Below are 24782 nucleotides of genomic sequence, written 5' to 3'. Positions count from 1 at the left end.
GGAGCCTTGAAAGCAGGCGGCTTGCGGGCCGCCTTTTTTGCGACGGTCGGAACCCCCTCCGCCGACCGGGGCACAGGGAGCAGGCAATGAACCAAAACTATTTCGAACTCTTCGGCCTGCCCGTCGGCTTCGCGCTCGATTCGGCCGCGCTCGACAGCGCCTACCGGCGCGTGCAGGGCGAGGTCCATCCCGACAAGTTCGCGCATGCGGGCGAGACCGAGCGCCGCGTGGCGATGCAATGGGCGACGCTGGCCAACGAGGCCTACCAGGCGCTCAAGGCGCCGCTCAAGCGCGCGCGCTACCTGTGCGAACTCAACGGTGTCGATCTCCAGATCGAGACCAACACGGCGATGGCGCCGGCCTTCCTGATGCAGCAGATGGACTGGCGTGACGCGCTCGACGACGCGAAGGGCGCGGCCAGCGAGCCGGCGCTGCTCAAGCTCGAAGGCGAGCTCAAGAAGGCGCGCGCCGCCGAGCTGGCCACCATCGGCAAGCTCATCGACGAGCAGAAGGATTTCGCCGCCGCCGCGCGCCATGTGCGCCAGCTCATGTTCATCGAGAAGTTCGGCGAGGAAGTCGCCAACGCGGTCGAGGCGCTCGACGCCTGATCGTCGTCGCCGCTGGCCGCGCGGAGCGCGGCGGCCCGTGGCCTGATGGCGGCAGCATGGCGCTGCCGCGCCCGTCGGTCCCGGCGGGCAGACCCCGCGCTCCCACGAATCCGCAACACACACCATGGCTCTGCTCCAAATCGCCGAACCCGGCATGGCGACCGCACCGCACCAGCATCGGCTGGCGGTGGGCATCGACCTCGGGACCACCAATTCCCTCGTCGCGACCGTGAAGTCGTCGGTAGCCGAGGTGATCGCCGACGAGGAGGGCCGCGCGCTGCTGCCGTCGGTGGTGCGCTACCTGCCGGGCGGCGACGTGGTGATCGGCAAGCCGGCGCTCGACGCGCGCTCGACCGATCCGCGCAATACGATCGTCTCGGTCAAGCGCTTCATGGGGCGCGGCCAGGCCGACATCCCGCACATCGAGAACCTGCCTTACCAGTTCGTCGATGCGCCGGGCATGGTGCAGATCCGCACCGTGCAGGGCGTGAAGTCGCCGGTCGAGACCTCGGCGCAGATCCTCGCCAAGCTGCGCCAGCGCGCCGAGGATGCGCTGGGCGGCGATCTGGTGGGCGCGGTCATCACGGTGCCGGCGTACTTTGACGACGCCCAGCGCCAGGCCACGAAGGACGCGGCGCGGCTCGCCGGGCTGGAGGTGCTGCGCCTGCTCAACGAGCCGACGGCGGCGGCCATCGCCTATGGCCTCGACAATGCGGCCGAGGGCATCTACGCGATCTACGACCTCGGCGGCGGCACCTTCGACGTGTCGGTGCTGCGGCTGTCGAAGGGCGTGTTCGAGGTGCTCGCGACGGGCGGCGATTCGGCGCTCGGCGGCGACGATTTCGACCACCGCCTGTTCTGCTGGGTGCTGGAGCAGGCCGGCCTGTCGCTGCTGAGCGAGGCCGACACCAGCCTGCTGCTGGCCAAGGCGCGCGCCGCCAAGGAGGCGCTCACCAGCAATCCGACCGCGACCATCCAGGCCAAGGTCGGCCCGCCCGTCAACGATCCGGCCGGCCGGTCGCGCTGGATCAACGTCACGATCACCGCCGAGACCTTCGCCACGCTCACCCAGCATCTGGTCAAGAAGACGCTCAACGCCGCGCGCGCCGCGTTGCGCGACGCGGGCGTCGCCACCGACGAGGTGCGCGAGGTGGTGATGGTGGGCGGCGCGACCCGCATGCCGCATGTGCGCGCGGCGGTCGAGCAGTTCTTCGGCAAGCCGCCGCACGTCGAGATCGACCCCGACAAGGTGGTCGCGATCGGCGCCGCGATCCAGGCCGACAAGCTCGCCGGCAACCGCGCGGCCGACGCCGACGACTGGTTGCTGCTCGACGTGATCCCGCTGTCGCTCGGCATCGAGACGCTCGGAGGCCTGGCCGAGAAGATCATCCCGCGCAACAGCACCATTCCCGTCGCGCGGGCTCAGGAATTCACCACGAGCCGGGACGGGCAGGGCGCCATCGCCATCCATGTGGTGCAGGGCGAGCGCGAACTGGTGGCCGACTGCCGCAGCCTCGCGCGCTTCGATCTGCGCGGCATCCCGCCGATGGCGGCCGGCGTCGCGCGCATCCGCGTGACCTTCCAGGTCGATGCCGACGGCCTGCTCGACGTGAGCGCGCGCGAGACGATCTCGGGCGTGAACGCGTCGATCACCGTCAAGCCGAGCTACGGCCTGAGCGATGACGACATCGCCCGCATGCTGGCCGAGAGCATGAGTTCGGCCGGCGCCGACGCCCAGGCCCGCATGCTGCGCGAGCAGCAGGTCGAGGCCGAACGCATGCTCGATGCGACCGCCGTCGCGCTCGCCGCCGACGGCGATCTGCTGAATGCCGCCGAGCGTGCGCAGGTCGATGCCCTCGTCGCCGCGCTGCGCGACACCGCCACCACCGCCACCGATTCCAATGCGGTCAAGGCCGCGAACGACGCGCTCGCCAAGGGCACGGACGAGTTCGCCGCCCGCCGCATGAACCGCTCCATCCAGCGCGCCCTCGCCGGCAAGTCGCTCGACGAACTCTCTTCCTGAACCCCCCAAGTCATGCCCAAGATCAAGGTCCTGCCCCATCCCGAGCTTTGCCCCGAAGGCGCCGAATTCGTCGCCAAGCCCGGCGTCAACATCTGCCGCGCGCTGCTCGACCAGGAAATCGAGATCGAGCACGCCTGCGAGCTCAGCTGCGCCTGCACCACCTGCCATGTGATCGTGCGCGAGGGCTTCTCGTCGCTGAACGAGGCGACCGACAACGAGGAAGACCTGCTCGACAAGGCCTGGGGCCTCACGGCGCAATCGCGCCTGAGCTGCCAGGCGAAGGTGGGCGAGGTCGATCTGGTCGTCGAGATTCCGCGCTACACCATCAACCACGCGCGCGAGCATCACTGACGGCGTGGCGGGTGGGGCTGTGTCCCTGGCCAAGCCGGCGCGAACCGTCGTCGCAGCAGCCACCTACCAGTCATCCGCCACGCCGGCGCCAGCAAGCCGGACTGACATCAGCAACAGGAGCCGAGCCATGAAGTGGTCCGATACCCGCGACATCGCCATCGCGCTGGCCGACAAGTTCGGCGATGTCGATCCGCGCTATGTGCGCTTCACCGACCTCCACCGCTGGATCTGCGAGCTGGACGGCTTCAGCGACGACCCCGAGAAGTCGAACGAGAAGATCCTGGAGGCGATCCAGATGACCTGGATCGACGAGATGGATTGAGCCGTGCCGGCGGCCGGTTCGTTACCGGCCGCGCACGAGTCGCACCCGCGCCTTGTGTGTCGGCGCGGCGTTCGTGAGCTCGCCCACCACCGCATCGACCATCCAGACCGCGTCATGTGAGGCGTCGTTGTCGTAGAGCTGGCTGCTCCAGCCTGGAACGGATCCCAGAAGCGCCGGCGCGCTGCATCGGCTTCGCGGCTGAAATCGGCCTGAGTGAGCAGTTCGTCGCGGCTGGGCATGTGCCAGTCGTCATGGCCGCAAGGGCGGCTGGCACGCACTGCTGCCGCGTGGTCTGCGACGGAGATGCGGTCGTGTCGATCGCCGGCGCCGTCCGTCGCGATGGCCCAGCTCGCGCGATCACTGGCCGTGGGCACGCCCGTTGCCCAAGCCAATCCGGAGAGCTGATCGACGAGACAGGCGGGGCGGCCATCGGTGCCCGGACGGGCAAGCCAGCGACGGACCGGATCGGTAACAGGGCCGGCGTCGGTCCAGACCGAGTCACCGAGGACGGCGTGCCGCAGCCAGGTTGCGACACCGCCCGCGGAGGACCAGCAGTGCAGGCGTGCGAAGAAGCGCCCGTCGGTGGTGGCACCGTCGGTGTCAAGCGGCAGGTCTGCCATCGAGGCAGTGCTCGCCGTGATCAGCGCGATGCTTGCGAGCGCGGGGTGGCGAACGTCCTGAACGATGTCGTCATGCCTTCAGGAGAGACGAGAAGTTGCATTGCCGCAAATCGTCCGGCTTCCGGGGCTAAGTCCGACAACTTTCCGGCCCCCGGAAAAGAAAAAAGGGCGAATCGCCTGAACGATTCGCCCTTCAATTTGGCGGAGTGGACGGGGCTCGAACCCGCGACCCCCGGCGTGACAGGCCGGTATTCTGACCAACTGAACTACCACTCCTTGATTCGTTTCGCTGCCGCTTTGCGTCAGCAGCGAAGACCGCAACTATATGTGGATCGAATCAGGTTGGCAACAGTTGCGTGTTATTCGTGTCACAACTGTTGGCCGTGATCGACAGATCGTTCCGTCGGCCGCACGCGTTTGCGGCCCGGTCAGCCTTCCTTGCGCATGTGCGGGAAGAGCAGCACGTCGCGGATGCTCGGGCTGTCGGTCAGCAGCATCACGAGGCGGTCGATGCCGATGCCGCAGCCGCCGGTCGGCGGCATGCCGTGCTCCAGCGCGCGGATGTAGTCGGCGTCGTAATACATCGCCTCGTCGTCACCGGCTTCCTTGGCCGCAACCTGAGCCTGAAAGCGCGCGGCCTGGTCTTCGGCGTCGTTCAGCTCGGAGAAGCCGTTGGCGATCTCGCGGCCCGTGACGAACAGCTCGAATCGCTCGGTGATGCCCGGGCGCGTGTCCGACGCGCGCGCGAGCGGCGACACCTCTATGGGATAGTCGATGATGTAGGTCGGCTCCCAGAGCTGGCTCTCGGCGGTTTCCTCGAACAGCGCGAGCTGCAGTGCGCCGAGGCCGGCCTGGGCGAGCGGCGCCTTGTCCACCGCGACGCCGAACTTCTTGAGTTCCGCGCGCAGGAAAGCGATGTCGTCGAGCTGCTCGGGCGTGTAGTGCGGTGCGTACTTGAGGATGGCGCCGGTGATCGTCAGGCGCTGGAAGGGCTGGCTCAGGTCGAGCGGCTTGCCCTGGTATTCGAGCACCGCGGTGCCGCGCGCGGCGATCGCGGCGGCGCGGATGCATTCCTCGGTGAAGTCCATCAGCCACGTGTAGTCGGTGTACGCGGCGTAGAACTCCATCATCGTGAACTCGGGGTTGTGGCGAACGCTCACGCCCTCGTTGCGGAAATTCCGGTTGATCTCGTAGACGCGCTCGAAGCCGCCGACGATCAGGCGCTTGAGGTAAAGCTCCGGCGCGATGCGCAGGAACATCTGCATGTCGAGCGCGTTGTGATGCGTGATGAAGGGCTTGGCCGCCGCGCCGCCCGGGATCGGGTGGAGCATCGGCGTCTCGACTTCGAGGAAGTCGTTGCCGTTCATGAAGGCGCGGATCGCCGCGACGATCCTGCTGCGCGCGATGAAGGTGCCACGCGTCTCGCCGTCGATGATCAGATCGACATAGCGCTGGCGGTACTTCATCTCCTGGTCGGCGAGGCCGTGGAACTTGTCGGGCAGCGGGCGTAGTGCCTTGGCGAGCAGGCGGATTTCCGAGCACTTGACCGACAGCTCGCCGGTCTTGGTCTTGAACAGCGTGCCGCGCGCGGCAACGATGTCGCCGATGTCGAACTTCTTGAAGGCCTGGTGAGCCTCGCGGCCGACGCCGTCGTCGCTCACGAACAGTTGCAGGCGGCCATTGCCACCGAAGCCGACCGAGCCGTCCTGCACGGTCGCGAAGCTGGCCTTGCCCATCACGCGCTTGAGCATCAGCCGGCCCGCGACGGCCACCTCCACCGCCTCGGCTTCGAGCGCCGGGCCTTCCTTGTCGTCATGCGCCGCGTGCAGCTCGGCGGCCTTGTGCGAGGGCTTGAAATCATTGGGGAAGGCGGGGCCGGCGGCGCGCAGCGCGGCGAGCTTCTCGCGGCGCTCGGCGATGAGCTGGTTCTCGTCCTGCGGGGCGGCGGCGGGGGCTTGCGTGTCCGACATGTTGTTGTGCGTGCGGTGCTGGAAAGGGTGGGGAGTATGAACGCTCGGCCGTGACGCTCGGCCGGAGGGCAAAAAGCGTGAACTAGTTCACTAGGAGTGTGGCGGTGTCACGGAGCGGGAAAATCACCTGCCTACAAGCAAGGGCTTCTCAAACTGTGGCGTTCTCGCCGGAAGCCCGTCATGAACCAACTCAAGAGCGCGCTGGCCACGCTGCGGCCGTCGGATGTGTTGACCAAGACGCCGCGCGGCGAGGCGGAATTCAGCCAGCGCGTGCGTTCGCTTCCGCAGAAGGTCAGGGGCGTGCTCATCCTCGTCAACGGTCGACGCAGCGTGGCCGAGATCGAGTCGATGCTGCCGATCCTGCCGGTGTTCGGCACGCTCGCGGCACTGGTCGCCACGGGCTATGTGGAAGAGCTGCCGGCCGAGGCGCCCGCAAGCGCCGTGCCGCTGCCGATCCAGCGCGCGCCGGTCACGGTCGCGATGACCATCACCGCCGCTAACGACACCATCGCCGCCGAGCGCACGCCACTTGAAGAATTGCGCGAGGCGGCGATTGCCCAGTTGCGCGGCCTCGCCGGCGAAGCGGCCGCCAATCTGATCGGCCGCATCCACACGAGCCGCCGGCTCGGCGAACTGCGCATCGAGCTGCAACGCGCGGCCCAGGTGCTGGAGCGCTTCGTCGGCCCGGAGGTGGCGCAGATCTTTCTGGAGGAGATGACGACCCGCGTGCATGCGGTGTCGGAAGCGATGACCAGCCAGCCTGCGGTGCTTGCCGGCTGAGGCGCGGGCGCGTGGCCCGCGCCCCTCGTCAGACGCCCTGCTTCAGGCTTGCCGAGATGAACTCGTCGAGGTCGCCGTCGAGCACCGACTTGGTGTTGCCGATCTCGACGTTCGTGCGCAGGTCCTTGATGCGGCTCTGGTCCAGCACGTAGCTGCGGATCTGGTGGCCCCAGCCCACATCGGTCTTGCTGTCCTCGAGCTGCTGCTGCTGGGCCATGCGCTTGCGCATCTCGGCTTCGTACAGCCGCGACTTCAGCATCGCCATCGCTTCGGCACGGTTGCGGTGCTGCGAACGGTCGTTCTGGCACTGCACAACAATGCCCGACGGCACGTGCGTGATCCGCACCGCCGAATCGGTCTTGTTGATGTGCTGACCGCCGGCGCCGCTCGCGCGGAAGGTATCCACGCGCAGGTCGGCCGGGTTTATCTCGATGTCGAAGGAATCATCGACCTCGGGCGACACGAACACACTCGCGAACGAGGTGTGGCGGCCGCCTGCCGAGTCGAACGGGCTCTTGCGCACGAGGCGGTGCACGCCGGTTTCGGTGCGCAGATAGCCGTAGGCGTATTCGCCCTCGACCTTGATGGTCGCGCTCTTGATGCCCGCGACTTCCCCCGGCGACTCTTCGAGCACCTCCGCCTTGAAGCCCTTGCGCTCGGCGTACCGCAGGTACTGGCGCAGCAGCATGCTGGCCCAGTCCTGGGCCTCGGTGCCGCCGGCACCGGCCTGGATGTCGAGGAAGGCGCTGTTGGGGTCGGCCGGGTTGTTGAACATCCGGCGGAATTCCATCTTCTCGACCGACCCGGCGATGCCGCCGAGATCGGCCTCGACCGCTTCAAGCGTCGAGTCGTCTTCCTCGGCACGGGCCAGCTCGAACAGGTCGCTGCTGTCGTTGAGGGACTGGTCGATGGAATCGAGCTGGAGGACCACGTCTTCCAGCGACTTGCGTTCCCGGCCCACGTCCTGGGCACGCTTGGGGTCGTTCCAGAGGGTCGGGTCTTCGGTCAGGCGTACGACTTCACTCAGGCGGGTGCGCTTGGTGTCGTAGTCAAAGATACCTCCGCAGCTCGGACTCGCGTTGGCGCAAGTCGGCGAGCCGGGCGGCGATGGCATTCAGGCGTTCTGCTTCCATGGCTGCGTATCGCAAAAAGGGGCGCGGAGTATAACAACGGCACTTCGATGCGCCCGATGGGATTTAAGGCCGCTTCCTATTGGCACAGTGATCGCTCGTCGCCCACAATGCGCGCGCTCTTGATATCCCTATGGCATCCAACTTCAAAGATCTGATCTCGCCCTCCAGCCGTTCCGGGAGCCACAGCCAGCAGCTGCGCGTTCTCGAGAGCGCCGCCCGGGCCGTCCGTGGCGCCTACGCGAACCAGATCCAGGGCATGGTCGAGCGGCTGCTCGACGCCATGTTCCGGTATGCCGAAAGCACCACCTCGGCCGAGGATTCGCGCCGGGTGCTGTCAGCCTACGGCGTGCTGTACGAGCACCGCATCCCGTTCGCGCGACTGCTCGAAAGCAAGATCCAGTCGTCGCTCAACCAGACGATCGACGACTTCCTCAACAACCGCCAGACCACGCCGGGTATCGTCACCACGCCCAAGAAGGTCAGTCTCGACGAGTTGTCGCTGGTCGAGACGAGCGACATGGATCGCATGGTGGTGGTGAGCAATCTCGCCAAGCGCATCGAAAGCGCGCACTACGAGCCGTTCAACGAGCTCAACGCGCGACTCGCGGCCCTGGTCGGGATGCAGGACATCAATCCTTCGTCCAACCCCTTCCGCGCCGAGTTCCTGCTCCAAGCGATCGAGGAGGCCTGGACCGACACGCGCACCGATCCCAACCACGACCGCGTCCTCATCGAGCGCTCGACGCCGCAGATCCTCGGAGATTACGGCGCGCTGCTGAGGGCGGCCAACGAAGCCTTCCAGCGCTTCGGGATCGGGCCGGCCAAGTTCGGCGTCGCGACCGCGCTCAACCGTCCGGCCGGCACCACCATCAATCCGCAGGAGAGCGAGCTGCCGCCGGATGAACCGTCCGCCGAGACGGCGCCGGCGCCGGCCGACAAGCCGGGCTTCTTCAAGCGCGTGCAGCAGTTGCTGACGCGTCAGCTCGGCAGCGCGAAGGCCGTGCCGCCTGTCGAGCCACCGATGCTTTCCGCCGACCGGCATGCCGCAGCAGCAGGCGGCAGCCTGGCAGGGCGTGCCGACGATGCCGGGCGCCCAGGGCGGCATGACTGCCCAGACTTTTCCTCAGCCCGGCACGATGCCGGGCGGCGCAGGGCAGATGCCGGTGCAGGGCGATCCGCTCATGCCGGGCTTCGATCCGGGCCAGTCGGCGCCGTCGATCGGGCTGCCGCCGGGAGTGGCCGGGCAGCAGGAGGTCGTCGGCGACATCGACCTGAGCGGGTTCGCGCAGGTTGCCCACGCCGCCATGAGCCGCGTCGTGCCGGGCGACGAGATCGCCCACACGGTCAGCGCCCTCGGCCGGCTGCAACAGGCGCAGGTCGGCGCGTTCACCGATTTCGCGACCGCGCTGGCCCTGCCGGGAAGCCCCGCCGCCGCCGAGAACGCGGGTGACACCTCGGCCTATCTCGACCCGCTGTCGCCGGCCGAGGTAGCGCTGCGCTCGCCGGGTCGCTTCGTCAACGTCATCCGCAGCATCGCCGAGAGCGAGATCGGCAAGAGCGCGTCGCAGATGGACTCGATGGTCATCGAGCTCGTCGCGCGGCTGTTCGATTTCGTGTTCGACGACGAGAATCTGCCCGACGCGATCAAGGTGCTGCTGTCGCGGCTCCAGATTCCGGTGCTGAAGGCGGCGATGATCGACCCCGAGTTCTTCGAACTCGACTACCACCCGGCGCGTCGCCTCGTGAACGTGCTGGCCGAGGCCGGCCTCGGCTGGGAGGAGTACGACGGCCGCGAGGATCCGCTCTACGAGGTCATCGACCGCACGGTCGCGCGCGTGCTGCGCGACTTCACCGAGGACGTCGGCCTGTTCGGCGAGCTGGCCGACGAGGTTGCCGAGTTCATCCGCAAGACCGAGGAAGAGACCCGCGCCGCCGCCGCCGAGCAGGTCCAGGCCGCGCAGACCACCGCTCGCACCGAGGAAGACCGCGTCTATGCGATGCGCGCCTCGCGCGCCGCCATCGAGGATCGCCTGCGCAACAACGCGACCTGCGAGTTCGTCGCCGACTTCCTGCGCGTGCAGTGGTGCGAGTACATCGGCGAGTTGCTGCTGCTTCACGGCAGCGGCCATGAATTCCTCAAGAACGCCTTCGAGACCGCCGACGATCTGCTCTGGTCGGTCCAGCCCAAGTTCGTGCCCGAGGAGCGCCGCCTGCTGCTCGTGATGATGGCCAATCTCGAGCGCCAGCTGCGCAGCGGCGCCAACGCGGTGCGCATGACCCCGGCGGACCTGACGGCCTTCTTCGCGGCGCTGGACGATCGCTGGGCCGGCGCGGTGATCGGCGAGCCACTGCTGCAAAGCACCGCCGCCGTCGACCCGCCGCCCCTGCCGCCGGAACTGGCCACGCCGGAGCCCGACGAGGCCACCCGCGCGATCGACGAGCTGGTGCCTGGCGCCATCCTCGAAATGACCAAGGACGACGGCGCGCGCTTCGTCTACAAGGTGGGCTGGATCAGCGGGCAGCGCACGCGCTTCCTGCTGACCAACCGCTACAACAGTGCGCCGCTGATCGTCAGCGGCACCCATCTGGCCGACCGGCTGCGCATCGGCAAGCTGCGCATCATCGACCGCGGAGCCATCATCGACCGCGCCTTCAGCAGCATCCTCGAAGCGCTGGAAGAAACCCGCTATCCCCAGGAAGGCGCGGTGCCGCTCGACGATTGAGCGGCACGGCGGCTCTCAGGCCTCGGTCACATGCTCGATCACGAGCTGGGTGTTGATGTGCCCGTTGAACTCGTTCGCATCCACCCGGTAGGCGAACACGCCGCGCGCCGGCAGCTTCTGGCGGTTGAAGCCGATTGCGTCGAAGCGCTGGCCGTTCAGCCGCAGTGACGCCTTCACATGGCGCTCGCCCACGATGCGCTGCTGGATCACCTCGAACTCGTCCGCGAACAGCGGCGCGTCGAAGGCCTGGCCCCAGATCTCGGCGCCGAGCATCTGGGCGATCTCGGCCTTCATCCACGCCGTCTCCAGCGGGCCGTCCACCGTGACGATGCGCTCCTGCGGCGCGCTGCCGAGCTGCTCGATCACCACCTGCACGAACTGCTCGCGGAAGGTGTCGAGCGCGCCCGCGCCGATCGTCAGCCCCGCCGCCATCGCATGCCCGCCGAAGCGCTCGACGAGGCCCGGCGCGCGCTTGGTCACGAGGTCGATCGCATCGCGCAGATGCAGGCCCGCAATGGACCGGCCCGAGCCGGTGAGCGTCGCGCCGTCCGCGCTCGGCGCGAACACGATCGCCGGCCGGTGATGGCGGTCCTTCAGCTTGGTGGCGACGAGACCGGTGACGCCGGCGTGGAAGCTCGGGTCGGTCAGCACGATCGCGGGGGCGTCGGGCGCGACCGGCAGGTCGGCGCTGCGGTCGAGCATCGCGTCCTGCACCAGGCGGCGCTCGGCGTTCATGCGGTCGAGTTCGCCCGCGAGGTCGAAGGCGCGCGCCGGGTCGTCCGTGAGCAGGCATTCGATGCCGATCGACATGTCGGCGAGCCGGCCGGCGGCGTTGATGCGCGGCCCGATGCCGAAGCCGATGTCGGCCGTCGAAAGCTTGCGCAGCTCGCGCCCGGCCACGCGCGCGAGCGCCGAGATGCCCGGATTGGCCTGGCCGGAGCGCAGCCGCTCCAGCCCGAGCTTGACCAGCAGCCGGTTGTTCTCGTCGAGCCTGACGAGGTCGGCCACGGTGCCGACCGCCACGAGGTCGAGCAGCCGGTCGAGGCGCGGCTGGGTCTCGGCCGTGAAGCGGCCGCGCCGGCGCAGCTCGGCGCGCAGCGCGATCAGCACGTAGAACATCACGCCCACGCCCGCGAGTGCCCGCGACGCGAAGCCGCAGCCCGGCTGGTTCGGGTTCACGATCGCGCGCGCGTCGGGCAGCGTGGCGCCGACCGCGTGGTGGTCGGTCACGATCACCTCGATGCCGTGGGCGTTGGCGTAGTCCACGCCCTCGTGGCTGGCGATGCCGTTGTCCACCGTCACGATCAGATCGGGGCGGCGCGGCAGGGCGAGGTCCACCACCTGCGGCGACAGGCCGTAGCCGGTCTCGAAGCGGTTGGGCACGAGGTAGTCCACCTCGGCGCCGAGCTGGCGCAGGCCGCGCACGGCTACGGCGCAGGCGGTGGCGCCGTCGCAGTCGTAGTCGGCGACGACGAGCAGCTTCTCGCCATCCTCGATCGCGTCGGCGAGGCGCTCGGCGGCGTCGGGCAGGCCGAGCATGTCGGTCGGCGGCAGCAACTTGCCGATGCCCGTGACCGGCGGCGTCGAGCAGCCGCGCTGGGCATACAGGCGCGCGAGCAGCGGATGCATGCCGGCGCGCACGAGCGCGTCTTCCTTGCGCGGATCGCGTGGGCGCACGACGAAGCGCGGCGGGGCGGAGGTGTCGGTCATCAGTCTTCCTGCGGCGGTTCGACCGCCAGCGTGTCGAGCAGCCCCTTGCGCGCCCAGAACTTCCAGCGCGCGACCGCGCCGATGCCGAAGGCGCGCCAGTCGTGCTCGCTGCAGGCGATCAGCTCGACGCGCCGGCCCGAGGCGAGCAGCGGCGCGAACCAGTCGCGCTCCAGCGCCTCGATGGCGGCGCGCCAGTCGGCCCATTGCTCGCGGGCGGCGGGGATTTCGAGTTCGTCGAGCAGGACGAGGGCGTCGGCGTCGGGGCGGCGCGGGGCTTCGGCGGCGCAGGTCAGGCGGGCGAGGGCGCGCAGGGCGAGCTGGTCGGGGCGCGGGGCGAGGGCGGCGGGCAAGGCGTTGGCGGCGGCAGCCGACGCCACGTCAGGCTTGCCGTGCGCGCCGGCCGCGAGGCCCACTCCGCCCGCCGCGCCGACCCACCCCAGCGCCCCGCCGCCATGCACCCACAGCCCGTTCATCTCGGCCGCGCCGCGCGCCTTGCGCGCCGCCAGCACCGGATGCTCGTGCCAGCTCATCTGGATCTCGTTGTGCAGCCGGCGCCAGTGGCGCGCGACCGGGTCGTATTCGCCGCTCGGGCCGCGCGCGCCCCAGAGGTCGATGTTGCGGCCGAGGGCGCGCAGCGGCTCGGCGGTGCGCAGCGGGTCGAGCGCGGGCCAGTGCAGGAACCATTCGTCCGGCGTCGGCTGGAGCAGCTCGATGCCGAGCGGTTCGAGCGAGGGCCGGATCGCGTCGAGCAGCGCGGCGGCCTCGTCGGCCGTCAGGCCCGGCCGCAGCAGCGACAGCACCACATGGTCGGTCGCGGCGGTGTAGGCGCAGGGCTCGACGCACCACCAGGCCTTGCCGCCGGGATCGACGCCCAGCGCCGCGAGCCGCAGCGCCGCCTCGGGGAGGGCGCTCGGCACGATCGGCCCGCGCGCGATGCCGCGCCCCCCACGGTGCGCGGCGGCGGCGCGCGCCGCGAGCGCCGCGCCTTCGTCGATCGGCCCGTCGATGCCTTCCGGCCGCGCGATGCCGAAGCGCCGCGCCAGCCAGCGCGACGCCGGCCGGCTGAACTGCACCGGGCCGCCGGCCGCCTTCACCTCGTCGGCGCTCTCGCGCGCGAGCGGGCGGGTCTGGGCCATGAGCGCCTGCAGCGCGGGCAGTTGAAGGTCGGCGAGAACCTCGGGCGCGACGGCGCGCGGCACGAGCAGGTCGGGTACAAGCAGTTGCATGAGGGCGTCCGGGTGGGCCGGGGATTCTATGGCAGACTCGCCCGCGCCCCGGGGCCTGGCCCCGACGGCTTCCCTCCTTCCCAAGCCCCCCGCCAGTGTCCTTCCTCCAATCCTTCGAGTGGATGATCGGGCTGCGCTACACCCGCGCGCGGCGCGGTGCGCGACGCAACCGCTTCATTTCCTTCATCTCCGGCATCTCGATGGCCGGCATCGCGCTCGGCGTCGCCGCGCTCATCATCGTTCTGTCGGTCATGAACGGCTTCCAGAAGGAAGTGCGCGACCGGATGCTCTCGGTGCTGTCCCACGTCGAGGTGTTCGCGCCCGAGGGCGGCCTGCCCGACTGGCAGAAGACCGCCGACGAAGCCCGCCGCAACAAGCATGTGATCGCCGCCGCGCCCTACGTGCAGGGCCAGGCCATGATGGCCCGCGGCGACACCTTCAAGGGCGCGCTCATCCGCGGCATCGATCCGGCGCTGGAGCCCGGCGTGTCCGACCTCGCGATGGAAGTGCGCGTCGGCAACCTCGCCGACCTGGGGCCGGGCCAGTTCAACATCGTGCTCGGCAAGGGCCTCGCGGGCGAGCTGGGCGTGACCGTCGGCGACAAGGTCGCGCTCATCGCGCCGGAAGGCAGCGTCACGCCGGCGGGCGTGGTGCCGAGGCTCAAGCAGTTCACGGTCGCGGGCATCTTCGATAGCGGGCATTACGAGTACGACGCCACGCTCGCGCTCGTCGCGCTCGACGACGCGGCCAAGCTGTTCCGCACCGGTGGCCCGAGCGGCGTGCGGCTCAAGCTTGACGACATGCAGCTCGCGCCCGAGGTGGCGCAGGACCTCGCCCAGACGCTCACCGAGCACCTCTACATCCTCGACTGGACGCGCCAGAACAAGACCTGGTTCGCGGCCGTGAAGACCGAGAAACGCATGATGTTCATCATCCTCGCGCTCATCGTGGCGGTGGCCGCCTTCAACCTCGTGAGCACGCTCGTGATGACCGTGACCGACAAGCAGGCCGACATCGCCATCCTGCGCACGCTCGGCGCGTCGCCGCGCTCGATCATGAAGATCTTCGTGGTGCAGGGCGCGCTGATCGGGCTGTCGGGCGCCTTCCTCGGCGTGGCGCTGGGCGCGCTCGTCGCCTACAACATCGAGACCGTCGTGCCCGTCATCGAGCATGCGCTGGGCGTGCAGTTCCTGCCCAAGGACGTGTACTTCATCAGCAGCCTGCCGAGCGATCCGCAGGCGAGCGACATCCTCACCATCGGCGCGGTGTCGATCGCGCTCAGCCTCGTGGCCACGCTCTACCCGAGCTGGAGCGCGTCGCGCGTGCAACCGGCGGAGGCGCTGCGCTATGAATGATCTCCAGCGGAACGCGGGGGCGGGCGAGGGCGCCCGGGCCGGTGGAATCGCTGCCGGTGCCGAGGTGCGCGCCGGCGGCATCGCGCCCGGCACCGAGGTGCTCGTCGCGCGCGGCGTGGGCAAGGTCTATCGCAGCGGGCCGGACGCGGTGGAAGTGCTGCGCGGCGTGGACTTCGGCGTGAAGGCGGGCGAGAGCGTCGCCATCGTCGGCGCGAGCGGCAGCGGCAAGAGCACGCTGCTGCACATCCTCGGCGGGCTCGACCGGCCCACGACCGGCAGCGTCAGCCTGCTCGGCCGGCCCTATGCCGGCCTCGACGAGGTGAAGCTGGGCGAGCTGCGCAACCGCTCGCTCGGCTTCGTGTACCAGTTCCATCACTTGCTGCCCGAGTTCAGCGCGCTCGACAACGTGGCGATGCCGCTGTTCATCCGCCGCATGCCCAAGGCGCAGGCGCGCGAGAAGGCGGCGGCGATGCTCCAGGCGGCCGGACTCGGGCATCGCACCGGCCACACGCCCGGCGAGCTGTCAGGCGGGGAACGCCAGCGCGCCGCGATCGCGCGGGCGCTCGTCACCGATCCGGCCTGCGTGCTGGCCGACGAGCCGACCGGCAACCTCGACCGCGAGACGGCCGAGGGCGTGTTCGAGCTGATGGTGTCGCTCAATGCGCGGTTGGGAAGCAGCCTCGTGTTCGTCACGCATGACCGGGAGCTGGCGCGACGGGCGGATCGGCTGGTGAATCTCGGAAGCCGGGATATCTCCTGAAACCGGCCTCTGTCGATGTCAACAATGGACTGACATGACAGTGTCGACAGATACGCGTGAGCAGGTAATCTGGAAATGCAGTCTTGCTTTGAGGTTCTCAACAAGAAAGACGCTTTTCTCGAAAATGATCTACGACGACATCAAGGCGCTGGTGGCAGAAAACAACCGGTCAAAGGAGTTTTCTGATGAATTTGTCATTTGCCTGATCTGGAAAGAGACCAATTTTAATTCTGAAGCAAGGAATTCAAAAACCTCCGCCACGGGTCTCATGCAGATGACGATAGGCGCGGTGGATATGGTCAACAAGAACACCCCGGCGGGAGTTCACTTCGAGCATGCGGAGATGACCGACGCTGCCAAGGCAATTCAATGTGGTACGTATTATCTTGACATTGCCAAAAACAGGCTTGGTGGCGTTGACGTCAGTTTCGGAACCGGAAAGGGCTACACGAAATCAATAACAGTTTGCGAAGACTGCCTGAAAAATGACTCCGAACATCCGATGGTGGCTCTTCACAAGATTCACATGTGATCCTCATGAAGAAGATTGCCTCGTCCTTTATTTTTCTTGCGCTGAGCGGAGCGTGGCTGCCATCGCATGCTGTTCTCGCCTTGCCTGATTTATCCGATTGGATCGGAAAGTACCCCTCGGACCGCATTGCGCCTTCCGGGAGAACCATGTTGTCGATTCCCGAGATCAAGGCTGCGCTCGGTCAATTGCTGCCTCGGCACGAACTCAAGACTCTTTCGGAATTCGATGTCGAAACCCCGGTGCGGAGGACGGGTGGGTATCTGATCGTCGAGAAATGCAGGCCGCACGAGTGTTCTGCCGATTTTGCCGTTCTCGTGTTCAGCGAGCCCGATGGGAGACTCTGGGTAGCGTTGTTCAATCGCTCGAAAGAGCGCGTGTCATCACGGTTTTACGGAAACTCCGATGATTGGTCGGTACTTCCTGATGATGTGAAGAGCGTTTTCTCGACGCGGCTTGGAAGCTGAAGTGGAGAGTGCTCTAGATTCGATCGGGTGAATTTTCATTCAATCGGAAGGTCGGGCAATTTCACAGTCGTTCGGAAAAAGTGCTCTGAAGGGTTCGGGCGACAGCTTCCGGCCTTGTGAGCGGTTCGAATGAATCGCGCCGAATGAATCCGGGCGTCGTTCATGCCGCGTGCCTGATTGATCGAGCAAATTCCTTTGAACTCGTCGGAAGGTTGGTGCCGACTTTGTGCTTGCGAGTCCGACGGCATATTCAAGGAGCGAGTTTGCCGTGCGGGTCGGAAGGTGATCACCCCTCCGCCAGCAACCGCCCCCGCTGCCCCTCCACCGTCCCCTTCAAAAACTCCCACACCGCCCGCATCCGCGCGAGATGCCGGATTTCCTCCGGCATCGTCATCCAGAAGGTGCGGATCACTCGTGTTTGCGCGGGCAGCACGGGCACGAGGCGGGCGTCGCCGTCGGCGAGGAAGGCGGGAAGGATCGCGACGCCCGCGCCATTGGCCGCCGCCTCGTGCTGGGCGAGCACGCTGGTGCTGCGCAGCGCGAAGCGCTCGGGCCGGCACAGGTCGTCGAGAAAGTGCAGCTCGCGGCTGAACAGCAGGTCGTCCACATAGCCTACGAAGGCGTGGCGGCGCAGGTCGTCCACCCCCTTGATGGGCGCGTGCGCGGCCAGATAGCCGGGCGAGGCATAGGCGCGCAGCGCGTAGTCGGTCAGGCGGGTGAGCACATAGGGGCCGCGCGCCGGGCGTTCGAGCGTGACGACGATGTCGGCCTCGCGGCGCGACAGGCTCACGAGGCGCGGCACCGCGAGCAGGTCCACCGCCACATGCGGATGGCGTTGCCCGAAGGCGGCGAGCGCCGGCGCCAGCACCCGCGTGCCGAAGCCCTCGGTCGCGCCGATGCGCACCAGCCCCGACAGCCGGTCGTCGAGCGCCGCCGCGCCCGGCTGCGGCTCGATCGCGAGGCAGGCGCTTTCCATCACCTCGGCCTGGGGCAGCAGGCGCCGGCCGGCCTCGGTCAGCACATGGCCGCCGGCCTCACGCACGAACAGCGGCTGGCCGACGGCCGTCTCCAGCGCCTGCACGCGGCGCGAGACGGTCGTGTGATCGACGCCGAGCCGGCGCGCGGCCACCGCGAGCCGGCCGCTGCGCGACAGCTCCAGGAAGTAGCGGAGGTTGTCCCAGTCCATGCGCGCTTTCCCTCGTGAATGGCCGAATCGGCTGTGGATTTTTGCAGATCAGACCTGCATCGGGCCGCGTTGTGTCTGGAAATTTGCCCACCTAGCATGGCCGTCACCATCAACGAGGAGACCGCGATGCCCAACGAACTCGCCGCGCCCGAGCGCGCCGCCAGCGCCGCCGAGGCGGCCGTGCCCACCGTCAAGCTGCTGATCGGCGGCCGCTTCGTCGAATCGAAGACGACCGTCTGGCGCGACGTGGTCAACCCCGCGACCCAGCAGGTGCTCGCCCGCGTGCCCTACGCCACCGCCGACGAGATCGCCCTTGCCGTCGAGAGCGCGAAGACCGCGTTCAAGACCTGGCGCGCGACCGCCATCGGCGCCCGGGCGCGCATCTTCCTCAAGTACCAGCAGCTCATCCGCGAGCACATGAAGGAGCTGGCCGCGATCCTCACCGCCGAGCAGGGCAAGACGCTGCCCGACGCCGAGGGCGACGTGTTCCGCGGCCTGGAGGTGGTGGAGCACGCGGCGTCGATCGGCAACCTGCAACTCGGCGAGCTGGCCAACAACGTCGCGGGCGGCGTCGATACCTACACGCTGCTCCAGCCGATCGGCGTGTGCGCCGGCATCACGCCGTTCAACTTCCCCGCGATGATCCCGCTGTGGATGTTTCCGATGGCGATCGCCTGCGGCAACACCTTCGTGCTCAAGCCCTCGGAGCAGGACCCGATGGTGACGATGCGCCTGGCCGAACTCGCGCTCGAAGCCGGCATTCCGCCCGGCGTGCTCAACGTCATCCACGGCGGCGAGGACGCCGTCAACGCCATCTGCGACCACCCCGACATCAAGGCCGTTTCCTTCGTCGGCTCGACGGGCGTCGGCACCCATGTGCACCACCGCGCGAGCCTCGCCGGCAAGCGCGTGCAATGCATGATGGGCGCGAAGAACCACGGCGTCGTGCTGCCCGACGCCCATCGCGAGCAGACGCTCAACGCCATCGCCGGCGCGGCCTTCGGCGCGGCGGGCCAGCGCTGCATGGCGCTGACCACCGTGGTGCTCGTGGGCGCGGCGCGCAACTGGATTCCCGACCTCGTGGCCAAGGCCCGCACGCTGCGCGTGGGCGCGGGCGACCGGCCCGGCATCGACGTGGGGCCGCTGGTGTCGCGCGCGGCCAAGGCGCGCGTGCTCGGGCTGATCGAGCAGGGCTTGGCCGAGGGCGCGACGCTCGAACTCGACGGCCGCTCGCCCGAGGTGGCCGGCGACGCGGCGGGCAACTTCGTCGGCCCGACGATCTTCTCGGGCGTGAAGCCGGGCATGGCGATCTACGACCAGGAAATCTTCGGCCCGGTGCTGCTGCTGGCCGAGGCCGACACGCTCGACGATGCAATCGCTTTCATCAACGCCAATCCCAACGGCAACGGCACGGCGGTGTTCACGCAATCGGGCGCGGCGGCAAGGCGCTTTCAGGAGGAGATCGACGTGGGGCAGGTGGGCATCAACGTGCCGATTCCGGTGCCGGTGCCGCTGTTCTCGTTCAGCGGTTCGCGCGCGTCGAAGCTGGGCGATCTCGGCCCCTACGGCAAGCAGGTGATCCTGTTCTACACGCAGACCAAGACGGTCACGCAGCGCTGGTTCGACGACGACACGACCACCGGCGTCAACACCACCATCAGCCTCAAGTGAAGCGGCGGAGGAGCACGCGATGAAGATCGGATTCCTGGGCCTCGGCAACATGGGCGGCCCGATGGCGCGCAACCTGCTGAAGGCCGGCCACGAGGTGATCGGCTTCGACCCGGCGCCCGCCGCGCGCGAGGCTTTCGCGCAGGCGGGCGGCGAGGCGGTGAGCGGCTTGCAAGCGATTGCAACGTCGGGCGCCGACATCATCATCACGATGCTGCCGGCCGCCGCGCAGGTGCGCGAGGTGTACCTCGGCGCCGACGGGCTGCTGGCGCGCGCGCCGCGCGGCCGGCTGTTCATCGACAGCTCGACGATCGATCCGCACAGCGCGCGCGCCGTCGCCGCCGAGGCGGCGCGCGCCGGCCACGCGATGCTGGACGCGCCGGTATCGGGCGGCACCGGCGGCGCGGAGGCGGGCACGCTCACCTTCATGGTCGGCGGCGCCGAGGAGGACTTCGCGCGGGCCAAGCCGGTGCTCGCGGCGATGGGCCGCAACCTCGTGCATTGCGGCGCGGGCGGCAACGGCCAGGTCGCCAAGATCGCCAACAACATGCTGCTTGGCATCACGATGGCCGGCGTGGCCGAGGCGATGGCGCTGGGTGTGTCGCTGGGCATGGACCCGGTCACGCTCGCCGGCATCATCAACACGTCGAGCGGGCGCTGCTGGAGCAGCGAGGTTTACAACCCCTGGCCGGGCGTGGTGCCGACCGCGCCGGCCGCGCGCGGCTACAGCGGCGGCTTCGGCACCGACCTCATGCTCAAGGACCTGGGCCTCGCCACCGAGGCCGCGAAGCTTGCGCGCCAGCCGGTGCCGCTCGGCGCGCTCGCGCAGCAGCTCTATCAGGGCTTCAGCCATGCGGGGCATGGCGGGCTCGACTTCTCGGCCATCGTGCGCAACTACCGGCGCGGGGGCGAGGCATGACCACCGCCCTCGACCCGGCGGTGCGCGTCGAGCGCCACGGGCCGCTCGGCATCGTCACGCTCGACCGGCCGGCGGCGCTCAATGCGCTCACGCTCGGCATGGTGCGGGCGTTGCAGACGGCGTTCGACGGCTTCGCGGCGGATGCGTCGGTCAAGGCCGTGCTGATGCGCGGCGCGGGCGGCAAGGCCTTCTGCGCGGGCGGCGACGTGCGCGCGCTGCGGGCGGCGCATCTCGCGGGCGGCGACGAGCCGCAGCTGTTCTTCGCGCGCGAGTACCGGCTCGACCTCGCGATCCACCGCTTCGCCAAGCCCGTCGTGTGCTGGATGGACGGCATCGTCATGGGCGGCGGCATGGGGCTGGCGCAGGGCGCGCGGCTGCGCATTGCCACGCCGCGCACGCGCATCGCGATGCCGGAGGTGGGCATCGGCTTCTTTCCGGATGTGGGCGGGAGCTGGTTCCTGCCGCGACTGCCGGGGGCGCTCGGGCTCTACCTCGGCCTGACGGGGCGCGCGGTGGGCGGCGCGGATGCGATCGTCGCCGGCCTCGCGGACTGCCTCGCCGGCGACATCGACGGCGACGCGCTCGTCACGCTGCTCGCGACCCAGCCCTGGGGCGCCGTGCCCGACGCCCTCCTGTTGCGCGAGCTGGCCGAACGCCTCGGGCCGACCGCGCGCGCGATCGCGCTCGACGAGGCGCCGCCGCCCGACGGCGCGCAACTGCCCGCGCTGCGCGATGCGATCGACCGGCACTTCGGCCGCTCCGACGTGGCCGGCATCCTCGCCTCGCTGGCGGCCGCCGCGCGGGTCGGTGCCCCGGAAACCACCGCGTCCGCGAGCGGCGAGGGCGCGGCCACCACGCCCGCCGTCACCGAAGCCGAAGCCACCTGGTCCCGCGACACCCTCGCCCTGCTGCGCGACCGCTCCCCGCTCGCGGTGCGCGTCACCTTCGAGCAGCTGCGGCGCGGCCGGACGCTGCCGATCGCCGACTGCTTCGCGATGGAACTCGCGCTGACAGACCGCTGGCTCGATCACGGCGATTTCATCGAGGGCGTGCGCGCGCTGCTCGTGGACAAGGACAACGCGCCGCGCTGGCGCCACGCCCGCATCGAGGACGTGACCGATGCCGAGGTCGCGGCCTTCTTCCAACCCGCCACCGCCGAGGTGCCGCATGCATGACATCGAACTCACCGACGAGCAGCGCATGGTGCGCGACATGGCGCGCGACTTCGCGCGCAACGAGGTCGCGCCGCGCGCCGAGGCCTGGGAGCGCGACGGCTGGATCGACGGCAACACCGTCGCGCGCATGGGCGGGCTGGGCCTGCTCGGCATGGTCGTGCCCGAGCACTGGGGCGGCGCCGGCACCGACTACGTGTCCTACGCGCTCGCGGTCGAGGAAATCTCGGCCGGCGACGGCGCGCTCGGCGCGCTCATGAGCATCCACAACTCGGTCGGCTGCGGGCCGCTGCTCGCCCATGGCAACGACGAGCAGCGCCGCGCCTGGCTGCCGCAGCTCGCGCGCGGCGAGGCCATCGGCTGCTTCTGCCTGACCGAGCCGCAGGCCGGCTCGGAGGCGCACAACCTGCGCACCCGCGCCGTGCTGCGCAACGGCGACTGGGTGATCGACGGCGCCAAGCAGTTCGTCAGCAACGCCAAGCGGGCGAAGCTCGCCATCGTCTTCGCGGTGACCGATCCGGAGCTGGGCAAGAAGGGGTTGTCGGCCTTCCTCGTGCCGACCGACACGCCCGGCTTCGCCATCCAGCGCGTCGAACACAAGATGGGGATCCGCGCATCGGACACCTGCGCGGTCGCGCTCGACGGCGTGCGCGTGCCGGCGGCCAATCTGCTCGGCGAGCGCAACCGCGGGCTGTCGATCGCGCTGTCCAACCTGGAGGGCGGGCGCATCGGCATCGGCGCGCAGGCGCTCGGCATCGCGCGCGCGGCCTTCGAGGCGGCGCTGCGCTATTCGCGTGAGCGGGTGCAGTTCGGCCGGCCGATCCACGAGCACGCGCCTATCGCCGAGAAGCTCGCCGACATGAAGGTGCAGATCAACGCCGCGCGCCTGCTCGTGCTGCACGCGGCGCGGCTCAAGCAGGCCGGCCTGCCCTGCCTGTCCGAAGCCTCGCAGGCCAAGCTGTTCGCGTCGGAGATGGCCGAGCGCGTGTGCTCGGCGGCGGTGCAGATCCACGGCGGCTACGGCTACCTCGCCGACTACGCCGTCGAGCGCTACTACCGCGACGCGCGCATTACGCAGATCTACGAAGGCACGAGCGAGATCCAGCGAATGCTGATCGCGCGCGAACTCGGCCGCGACATCGGCTGACCTCCGCTGGCCGGGCGGCGCCCCGGCTCCCCGTCGTCGCGGCCCGTCCGCGACGGCCACCGACGCCGGCGGCAGACCGGCGCGACACCCACACCGCAGCACCAGAGGAGACGACCATGGAACTGTCCACCGAGGCAGCGGCCCCCGCTCGCGCCCGCGAAACGCCCGCCGCCGACGCCACGCCTGTGCCGCCCGCGCCCGCCGCCGCCCCGAACACCGGCGCGCTCGACCGCCTCCAGCACGCCGCCCGCGCCAACCCCGCCGCCTTCTGGGCCGAGCGCGCCGCCGCGATCGACTGGCTGCGCCCCTGGGACGCGGCGCTCGACGCCAGCCGCGCACCCTTCAACCGCTGGTTCCCCGGCGGCCAGCTCAACACCTGCTTCAACGCGCTCGACCGCCATGTGCTCGCCGGCCACGGCGCGCGCACCGCGCTCATCCACGACAGCGCCTACGACGGCCGCGCCACGCGCGTGAGCTACGCCGAGCTGCTCGCCCGCACCGCGCGCTTCGCCGGCGTGCTGCGCGACCTCGGCGTCGGGCGCGGCGACCGCGTCGTCATCTACATGCCGATGGTGGTCGAGGCGGTGGTGGCGATGCTCGCCTGCGCCCGCCTCGGCGCCGTGCATTCGGTGGTGTTCGGCGGCTTCGCGGCGCCCGAGCTGGCCACGCGCATCGACGACTGCACGCCGAAGGCCGTCGTCACCGCGTCCTGCGGCATCGAGCCCGGCCGCGTCGTCGAATACAAGCCGCTGCTCGACGCCGCGCTCGCCCGCGCGCGCCATGCCGTGCCCGCCGTCGTCGTGCTCCAGCGCCCGCAATGCGCCGCCGCGATGACGCCCGGCCGCGACCACGACTGGCAGGCGCTCGACGCCCGCGCCACGCCCGCCGACTGCGTGCCCGTCGAGGCCACCGACCCGCTCTACATCCTCTACACCTCGGGCACCACCGGCCAGCCCAAGGGCATCGTGCGCGACAACGGCGGCCACGCCGTCGCGCTGCTCTGGAGCGTCAAGGCCGTGTACGACATCGACCCCGGCGACGTGTTCTGGGCCGCGTCGGACATCGGCTGGCAGGTCGGCCACAGCTACATCACCTACGGCCCGCTGCTCGCCGGCGCGACCGCGCTGCTCTACGAGGGCAAGCCGGTCGGCACGCCCGACGCCGGCGCCTTCTGGCGCGTGCTGCGCGAGCACCGCGTCAAGGTGCTGCTCACCGCGCCCACCGCCATTCGCGCCATCCGCCGCGAAGACCCCGACGGCGCCCTGCTGCGCGGCCTCGACCTGCCCGACTTCCGCGCGCTCTTCCTCGCCGGCGAGCGCAGCGACGCCGACACCCTGCGCTGGGCCGAGACCCATCTGCGCGTGCCCGTGGTCGATCACTGGTGGCAGACCGAAACCGGCTGGCCCATCGCCGCCGACCCGCTCGGTATCGAGCGCCTGCCGGTCAAGCACGGCTCGCCCACGCGCGCCGTGCCCGGCTGGGACATCCACGCCCTCGACGCCGACGGCCGCGAAGTCGCGCCCGGCGAAACCGGCCTGCTCGCGGTGCGCCTGCCGCTGCCGCCCGGCGCCGCCACGACCATCTGGAACGCCGACGAGCGCTTCGAGCGCGCCTACTTCCGCGACCTGCCCGGCTGGTACAAGACCGGCGACGCCGGCTGCATCGACGCCGACGGCTACATCTTCGTGATGAGCCGGGTGGACGACGTCATCAACGTGGCCGGCCACCGCCTCTCGACCGGCGCGATCGAGGAAGTGCTCGCCGCCCATCCCGACGTGGCCGAGTGCGCGGTGATCGGCATGGCCGACGCGCTCAAGGGCCAGGTGCCGGTGGGCTTCGTGGTGCTGAAGAAGGGCGTCGCGCGTGCGCATGCGGCGGTCGCGGCCGAAGTGGTGGCGGCGGTGCGCGATCGCATCGGGCCGGTCGCGGCCTTCCGTCAGGCGCTGGTGGTCGAGCGCCTGCCCAAGACGCGCTCGGGAAAGATCCTGCGCGCGACGATGGCGGGGATTGCCGACGGAAAGGAAGTGGCGGTGCCGGCGACGATCGAGGATGCGGGGGTGCTGGAGGAGATCAGGGTGGCGACGCGCGCACTCGTGGCTGGCTGAGGCCTGCT

Annotated in this window: 21 protein-coding genes and 1 tRNA gene; 16 read left to right on the top strand and 6 right to left on the bottom strand. The window is 69.5% G+C overall.

All coding sequences use genetic code 11. From position 1 onward, the window contains the following. Positions 1 to 86: 86 nt before the first annotated feature. From hscB to iscX, 4 genes are all read left to right on the top strand, one after another. Positions 87 to 608 (top strand): Fe-S protein assembly co-chaperone HscB, encoded by a 522-nt coding sequence (gene hscB, locus H566_RS0120570; protein ID WP_028312913.1) that lies wholly within the window; start codon positions 87 to 89, stop codon positions 606 to 608. 124 nt (positions 609 to 732) lie between these two features. Continuing rightward, entirely contained in the window at positions 733 to 2631 is a 1899-nt protein-coding gene (gene hscA / locus H566_RS0120565) for a Fe-S protein assembly chaperone HscA (protein WP_028312912.1), read from the top strand. Between the two features lie 12 nt (positions 2632 to 2643). Beyond that, positions 2644 to 2982 carry an ISC system 2Fe-2S type ferredoxin gene (gene fdx / locus H566_RS0120560; RefSeq protein ID WP_028312911.1) on the top strand — a complete coding sequence of 113 codons (339 nt, stop codon included), beginning with the start codon at positions 2644 to 2646 and terminating at the stop codon, positions 2980 to 2982. Between the two features lie 127 nt (positions 2983 to 3109). Beyond that, positions 3110 to 3304, top strand: coding sequence for a Fe-S cluster assembly protein IscX (iscX, locus tag H566_RS26750; protein ID WP_034412315.1), 195 nt, complete (start codon positions 3110 to 3112; stop codon positions 3302 to 3304). Positions 3305 to 4123: 819 nt separating this feature from the next. On the opposite strand, the gene H566_RS0120550 is transcribed toward iscX, so the two are convergent. Together H566_RS0120550 and lysS are read right to left on the bottom strand one after the other, a co-directional pair. After that, a tRNA-Asp gene (locus H566_RS0120550) sits at positions 4124 to 4200 on the bottom strand. Positions 4201 to 4352: 152 nt separating this feature from the next. Continuing rightward, positions 4353 to 5894, bottom strand: coding sequence for a lysine--tRNA ligase (gene lysS / locus H566_RS0120545; RefSeq protein WP_028312910.1), 1542 nt, complete (start codon positions 5892 to 5894; stop codon positions 4353 to 4355). A gap of 180 nt (positions 5895 to 6074) precedes the next feature. Between lysS and H566_RS0120540 the strand changes: the two genes are divergently transcribed. Continuing rightward, positions 6075 to 6674: a hypothetical protein gene (locus tag H566_RS0120540; protein ID WP_028312909.1), complete on the top strand. Its 600-nt coding sequence runs from the start codon at positions 6075 to 6077 to the stop codon at positions 6672 to 6674. A gap of 28 nt (positions 6675 to 6702) precedes the next feature. Here H566_RS0120540 and prfB read toward each other — a convergent pair. Then, a protein-coding gene (gene prfB, locus H566_RS26745) for a peptide chain release factor 2 (RefSeq protein WP_156924530.1) occupies positions 6703 to 7807 on the bottom strand; the annotation gives its coding sequence in 2 pieces (ribosomal slippage) (positions 6703 to 7725 and positions 7727 to 7807; 1104 coding nt in all). Between the two features lie 130 nt (positions 7808 to 7937). Between prfB and H566_RS30260 the strand changes: the two genes are divergently transcribed. Continuing rightward, entirely contained in the window at positions 7938 to 9257 is a 1320-nt protein-coding gene (locus H566_RS30260; RefSeq protein WP_084545338.1) for a DUF1631 family protein, read from the top strand. Continuing rightward, positions 9139 to 10530, top strand: coding sequence for a DUF1631 family protein (locus H566_RS0120525; RefSeq protein WP_245591432.1), 1392 nt, complete (start codon positions 9139 to 9141; stop codon positions 10528 to 10530). The genes H566_RS30260 and H566_RS0120525 overlap by 119 nt, the downstream gene beginning before the upstream one ends. 15 nt (positions 10531 to 10545) lie before the next feature. Here H566_RS0120525 and recJ read toward each other — a convergent pair whose 3' ends face one another. Continuing rightward, positions 10546 to 12240 (bottom strand): single-stranded-DNA-specific exonuclease RecJ, encoded by a 1695-nt coding sequence (gene recJ / locus H566_RS0120520; RefSeq protein WP_034412311.1) that lies wholly within the window; start codon positions 12238 to 12240, stop codon positions 10546 to 10548. After that, the gene (locus tag H566_RS27820; protein ID WP_051379076.1) at positions 12240 to 13466 is read right to left on the bottom strand and encodes a hypothetical protein; all 1227 of its coding nucleotides are present in this window, start codon (positions 13464 to 13466) and stop codon (positions 12240 to 12242) included. Before H566_RS27820 ends, recJ begins: the two co-directional genes overlap by 1 nt. 122 nt (positions 13467 to 13588) lie before the next feature. Here H566_RS27820 and H566_RS0120510 point away from each other — a divergent pair, with 122 nt between their 5' ends. The 4 genes from H566_RS0120510 (at position 13589) to H566_RS29275 (ending at position 16577) form a co-directional block, all read left to right on the top strand. Next, the gene (locus H566_RS0120510) at positions 13589 to 14821 is read left to right on the top strand and encodes a lipoprotein-releasing ABC transporter permease subunit (protein WP_034412309.1); all 1233 of its coding nucleotides are present in this window, start codon (positions 13589 to 13591) and stop codon (positions 14819 to 14821) included. Then, on the top strand, positions 14814 to 15581 hold the full coding sequence (locus tag H566_RS0120505; protein WP_084545337.1) for an ABC transporter ATP-binding protein: 768 nt from the start codon (positions 14814 to 14816) through the stop codon (positions 15579 to 15581). The genes H566_RS0120510 and H566_RS0120505 overlap by 8 nt, the downstream gene beginning before the upstream one ends. Before the next feature lie 124 nt (positions 15582 to 15705). Continuing rightward, on the top strand, positions 15706 to 16113 hold the full coding sequence (locus H566_RS28650) for a transglycosylase SLT domain-containing protein (protein ID WP_169732562.1): 408 nt from the start codon (positions 15706 to 15708) through the stop codon (positions 16111 to 16113). Positions 16114 to 16118: 5 nt separating this feature from the next. Continuing rightward, positions 16119 to 16577 (top strand): hypothetical protein, encoded by a 459-nt coding sequence (locus tag H566_RS29275; RefSeq protein WP_156924528.1) that lies wholly within the window; start codon positions 16119 to 16121, stop codon positions 16575 to 16577. 286 nt (positions 16578 to 16863) lie between these two features. On the opposite strand, the gene H566_RS0120500 is transcribed toward H566_RS29275, so the two are convergent. Continuing rightward, entirely contained in the window at positions 16864 to 17763 is a 900-nt protein-coding gene (locus H566_RS0120500) for a LysR family transcriptional regulator (protein ID WP_028312902.1), read from the bottom strand. Positions 17764 to 17889: 126 nt separating this feature from the next. Here H566_RS0120500 and H566_RS0120495 point away from each other — a divergent pair, with 126 nt between their 5' ends. The 5 genes from H566_RS0120495 to H566_RS0120475 all read left to right on the top strand — a co-directional run bounded on the left by H566_RS0120495 (position 17890) and on the right by H566_RS0120475 (position 24774). Then, positions 17890 to 19434 (top strand): CoA-acylating methylmalonate-semialdehyde dehydrogenase, encoded by a 1545-nt coding sequence (locus H566_RS0120495; RefSeq protein ID WP_034412654.1) that lies wholly within the window; start codon positions 17890 to 17892, stop codon positions 19432 to 19434. Between the two features lie 19 nt (positions 19435 to 19453). Further along, a complete protein-coding gene (mmsB, locus tag H566_RS0120490; protein WP_028312900.1) occupies positions 19454 to 20350 on the top strand; it encodes a 3-hydroxyisobutyrate dehydrogenase in 897 nt (298 codons plus the stop codon). Beyond that, positions 20347 to 21525: an enoyl-CoA hydratase/isomerase family protein gene (locus tag H566_RS0120485; protein ID WP_028312899.1), complete on the top strand. Its 1179-nt coding sequence runs from the start codon at positions 20347 to 20349 to the stop codon at positions 21523 to 21525. Before mmsB ends, H566_RS0120485 begins: the two co-directional genes overlap by 4 nt. Continuing rightward, the gene (locus tag H566_RS0120480; RefSeq protein ID WP_028312898.1) at positions 21518 to 22669 is read left to right on the top strand and encodes an acyl-CoA dehydrogenase family protein; all 1152 of its coding nucleotides are present in this window, start codon (positions 21518 to 21520) and stop codon (positions 22667 to 22669) included. Before H566_RS0120485 ends, H566_RS0120480 begins: the two co-directional genes overlap by 8 nt. Positions 22670 to 22785: 116 nt before the next feature. Beyond that, positions 22786 to 24774 (top strand): AMP-binding protein, encoded by a 1989-nt coding sequence (locus H566_RS0120475; protein ID WP_084545335.1) that lies wholly within the window; start codon positions 22786 to 22788, stop codon positions 24772 to 24774. Positions 24775 to 24782: the final 8 nt, after the last annotated feature.

This window comes from Derxia gummosa DSM 723, from assembly GCF_000482785.1.
GTDB classification, from domain to species: domain Bacteria; phylum Pseudomonadota; class Gammaproteobacteria; order Burkholderiales; family Burkholderiaceae_E; genus Derxia; species Derxia gummosa.
This window is presented reverse-complemented; position numbering and strand designations above follow the sequence as displayed.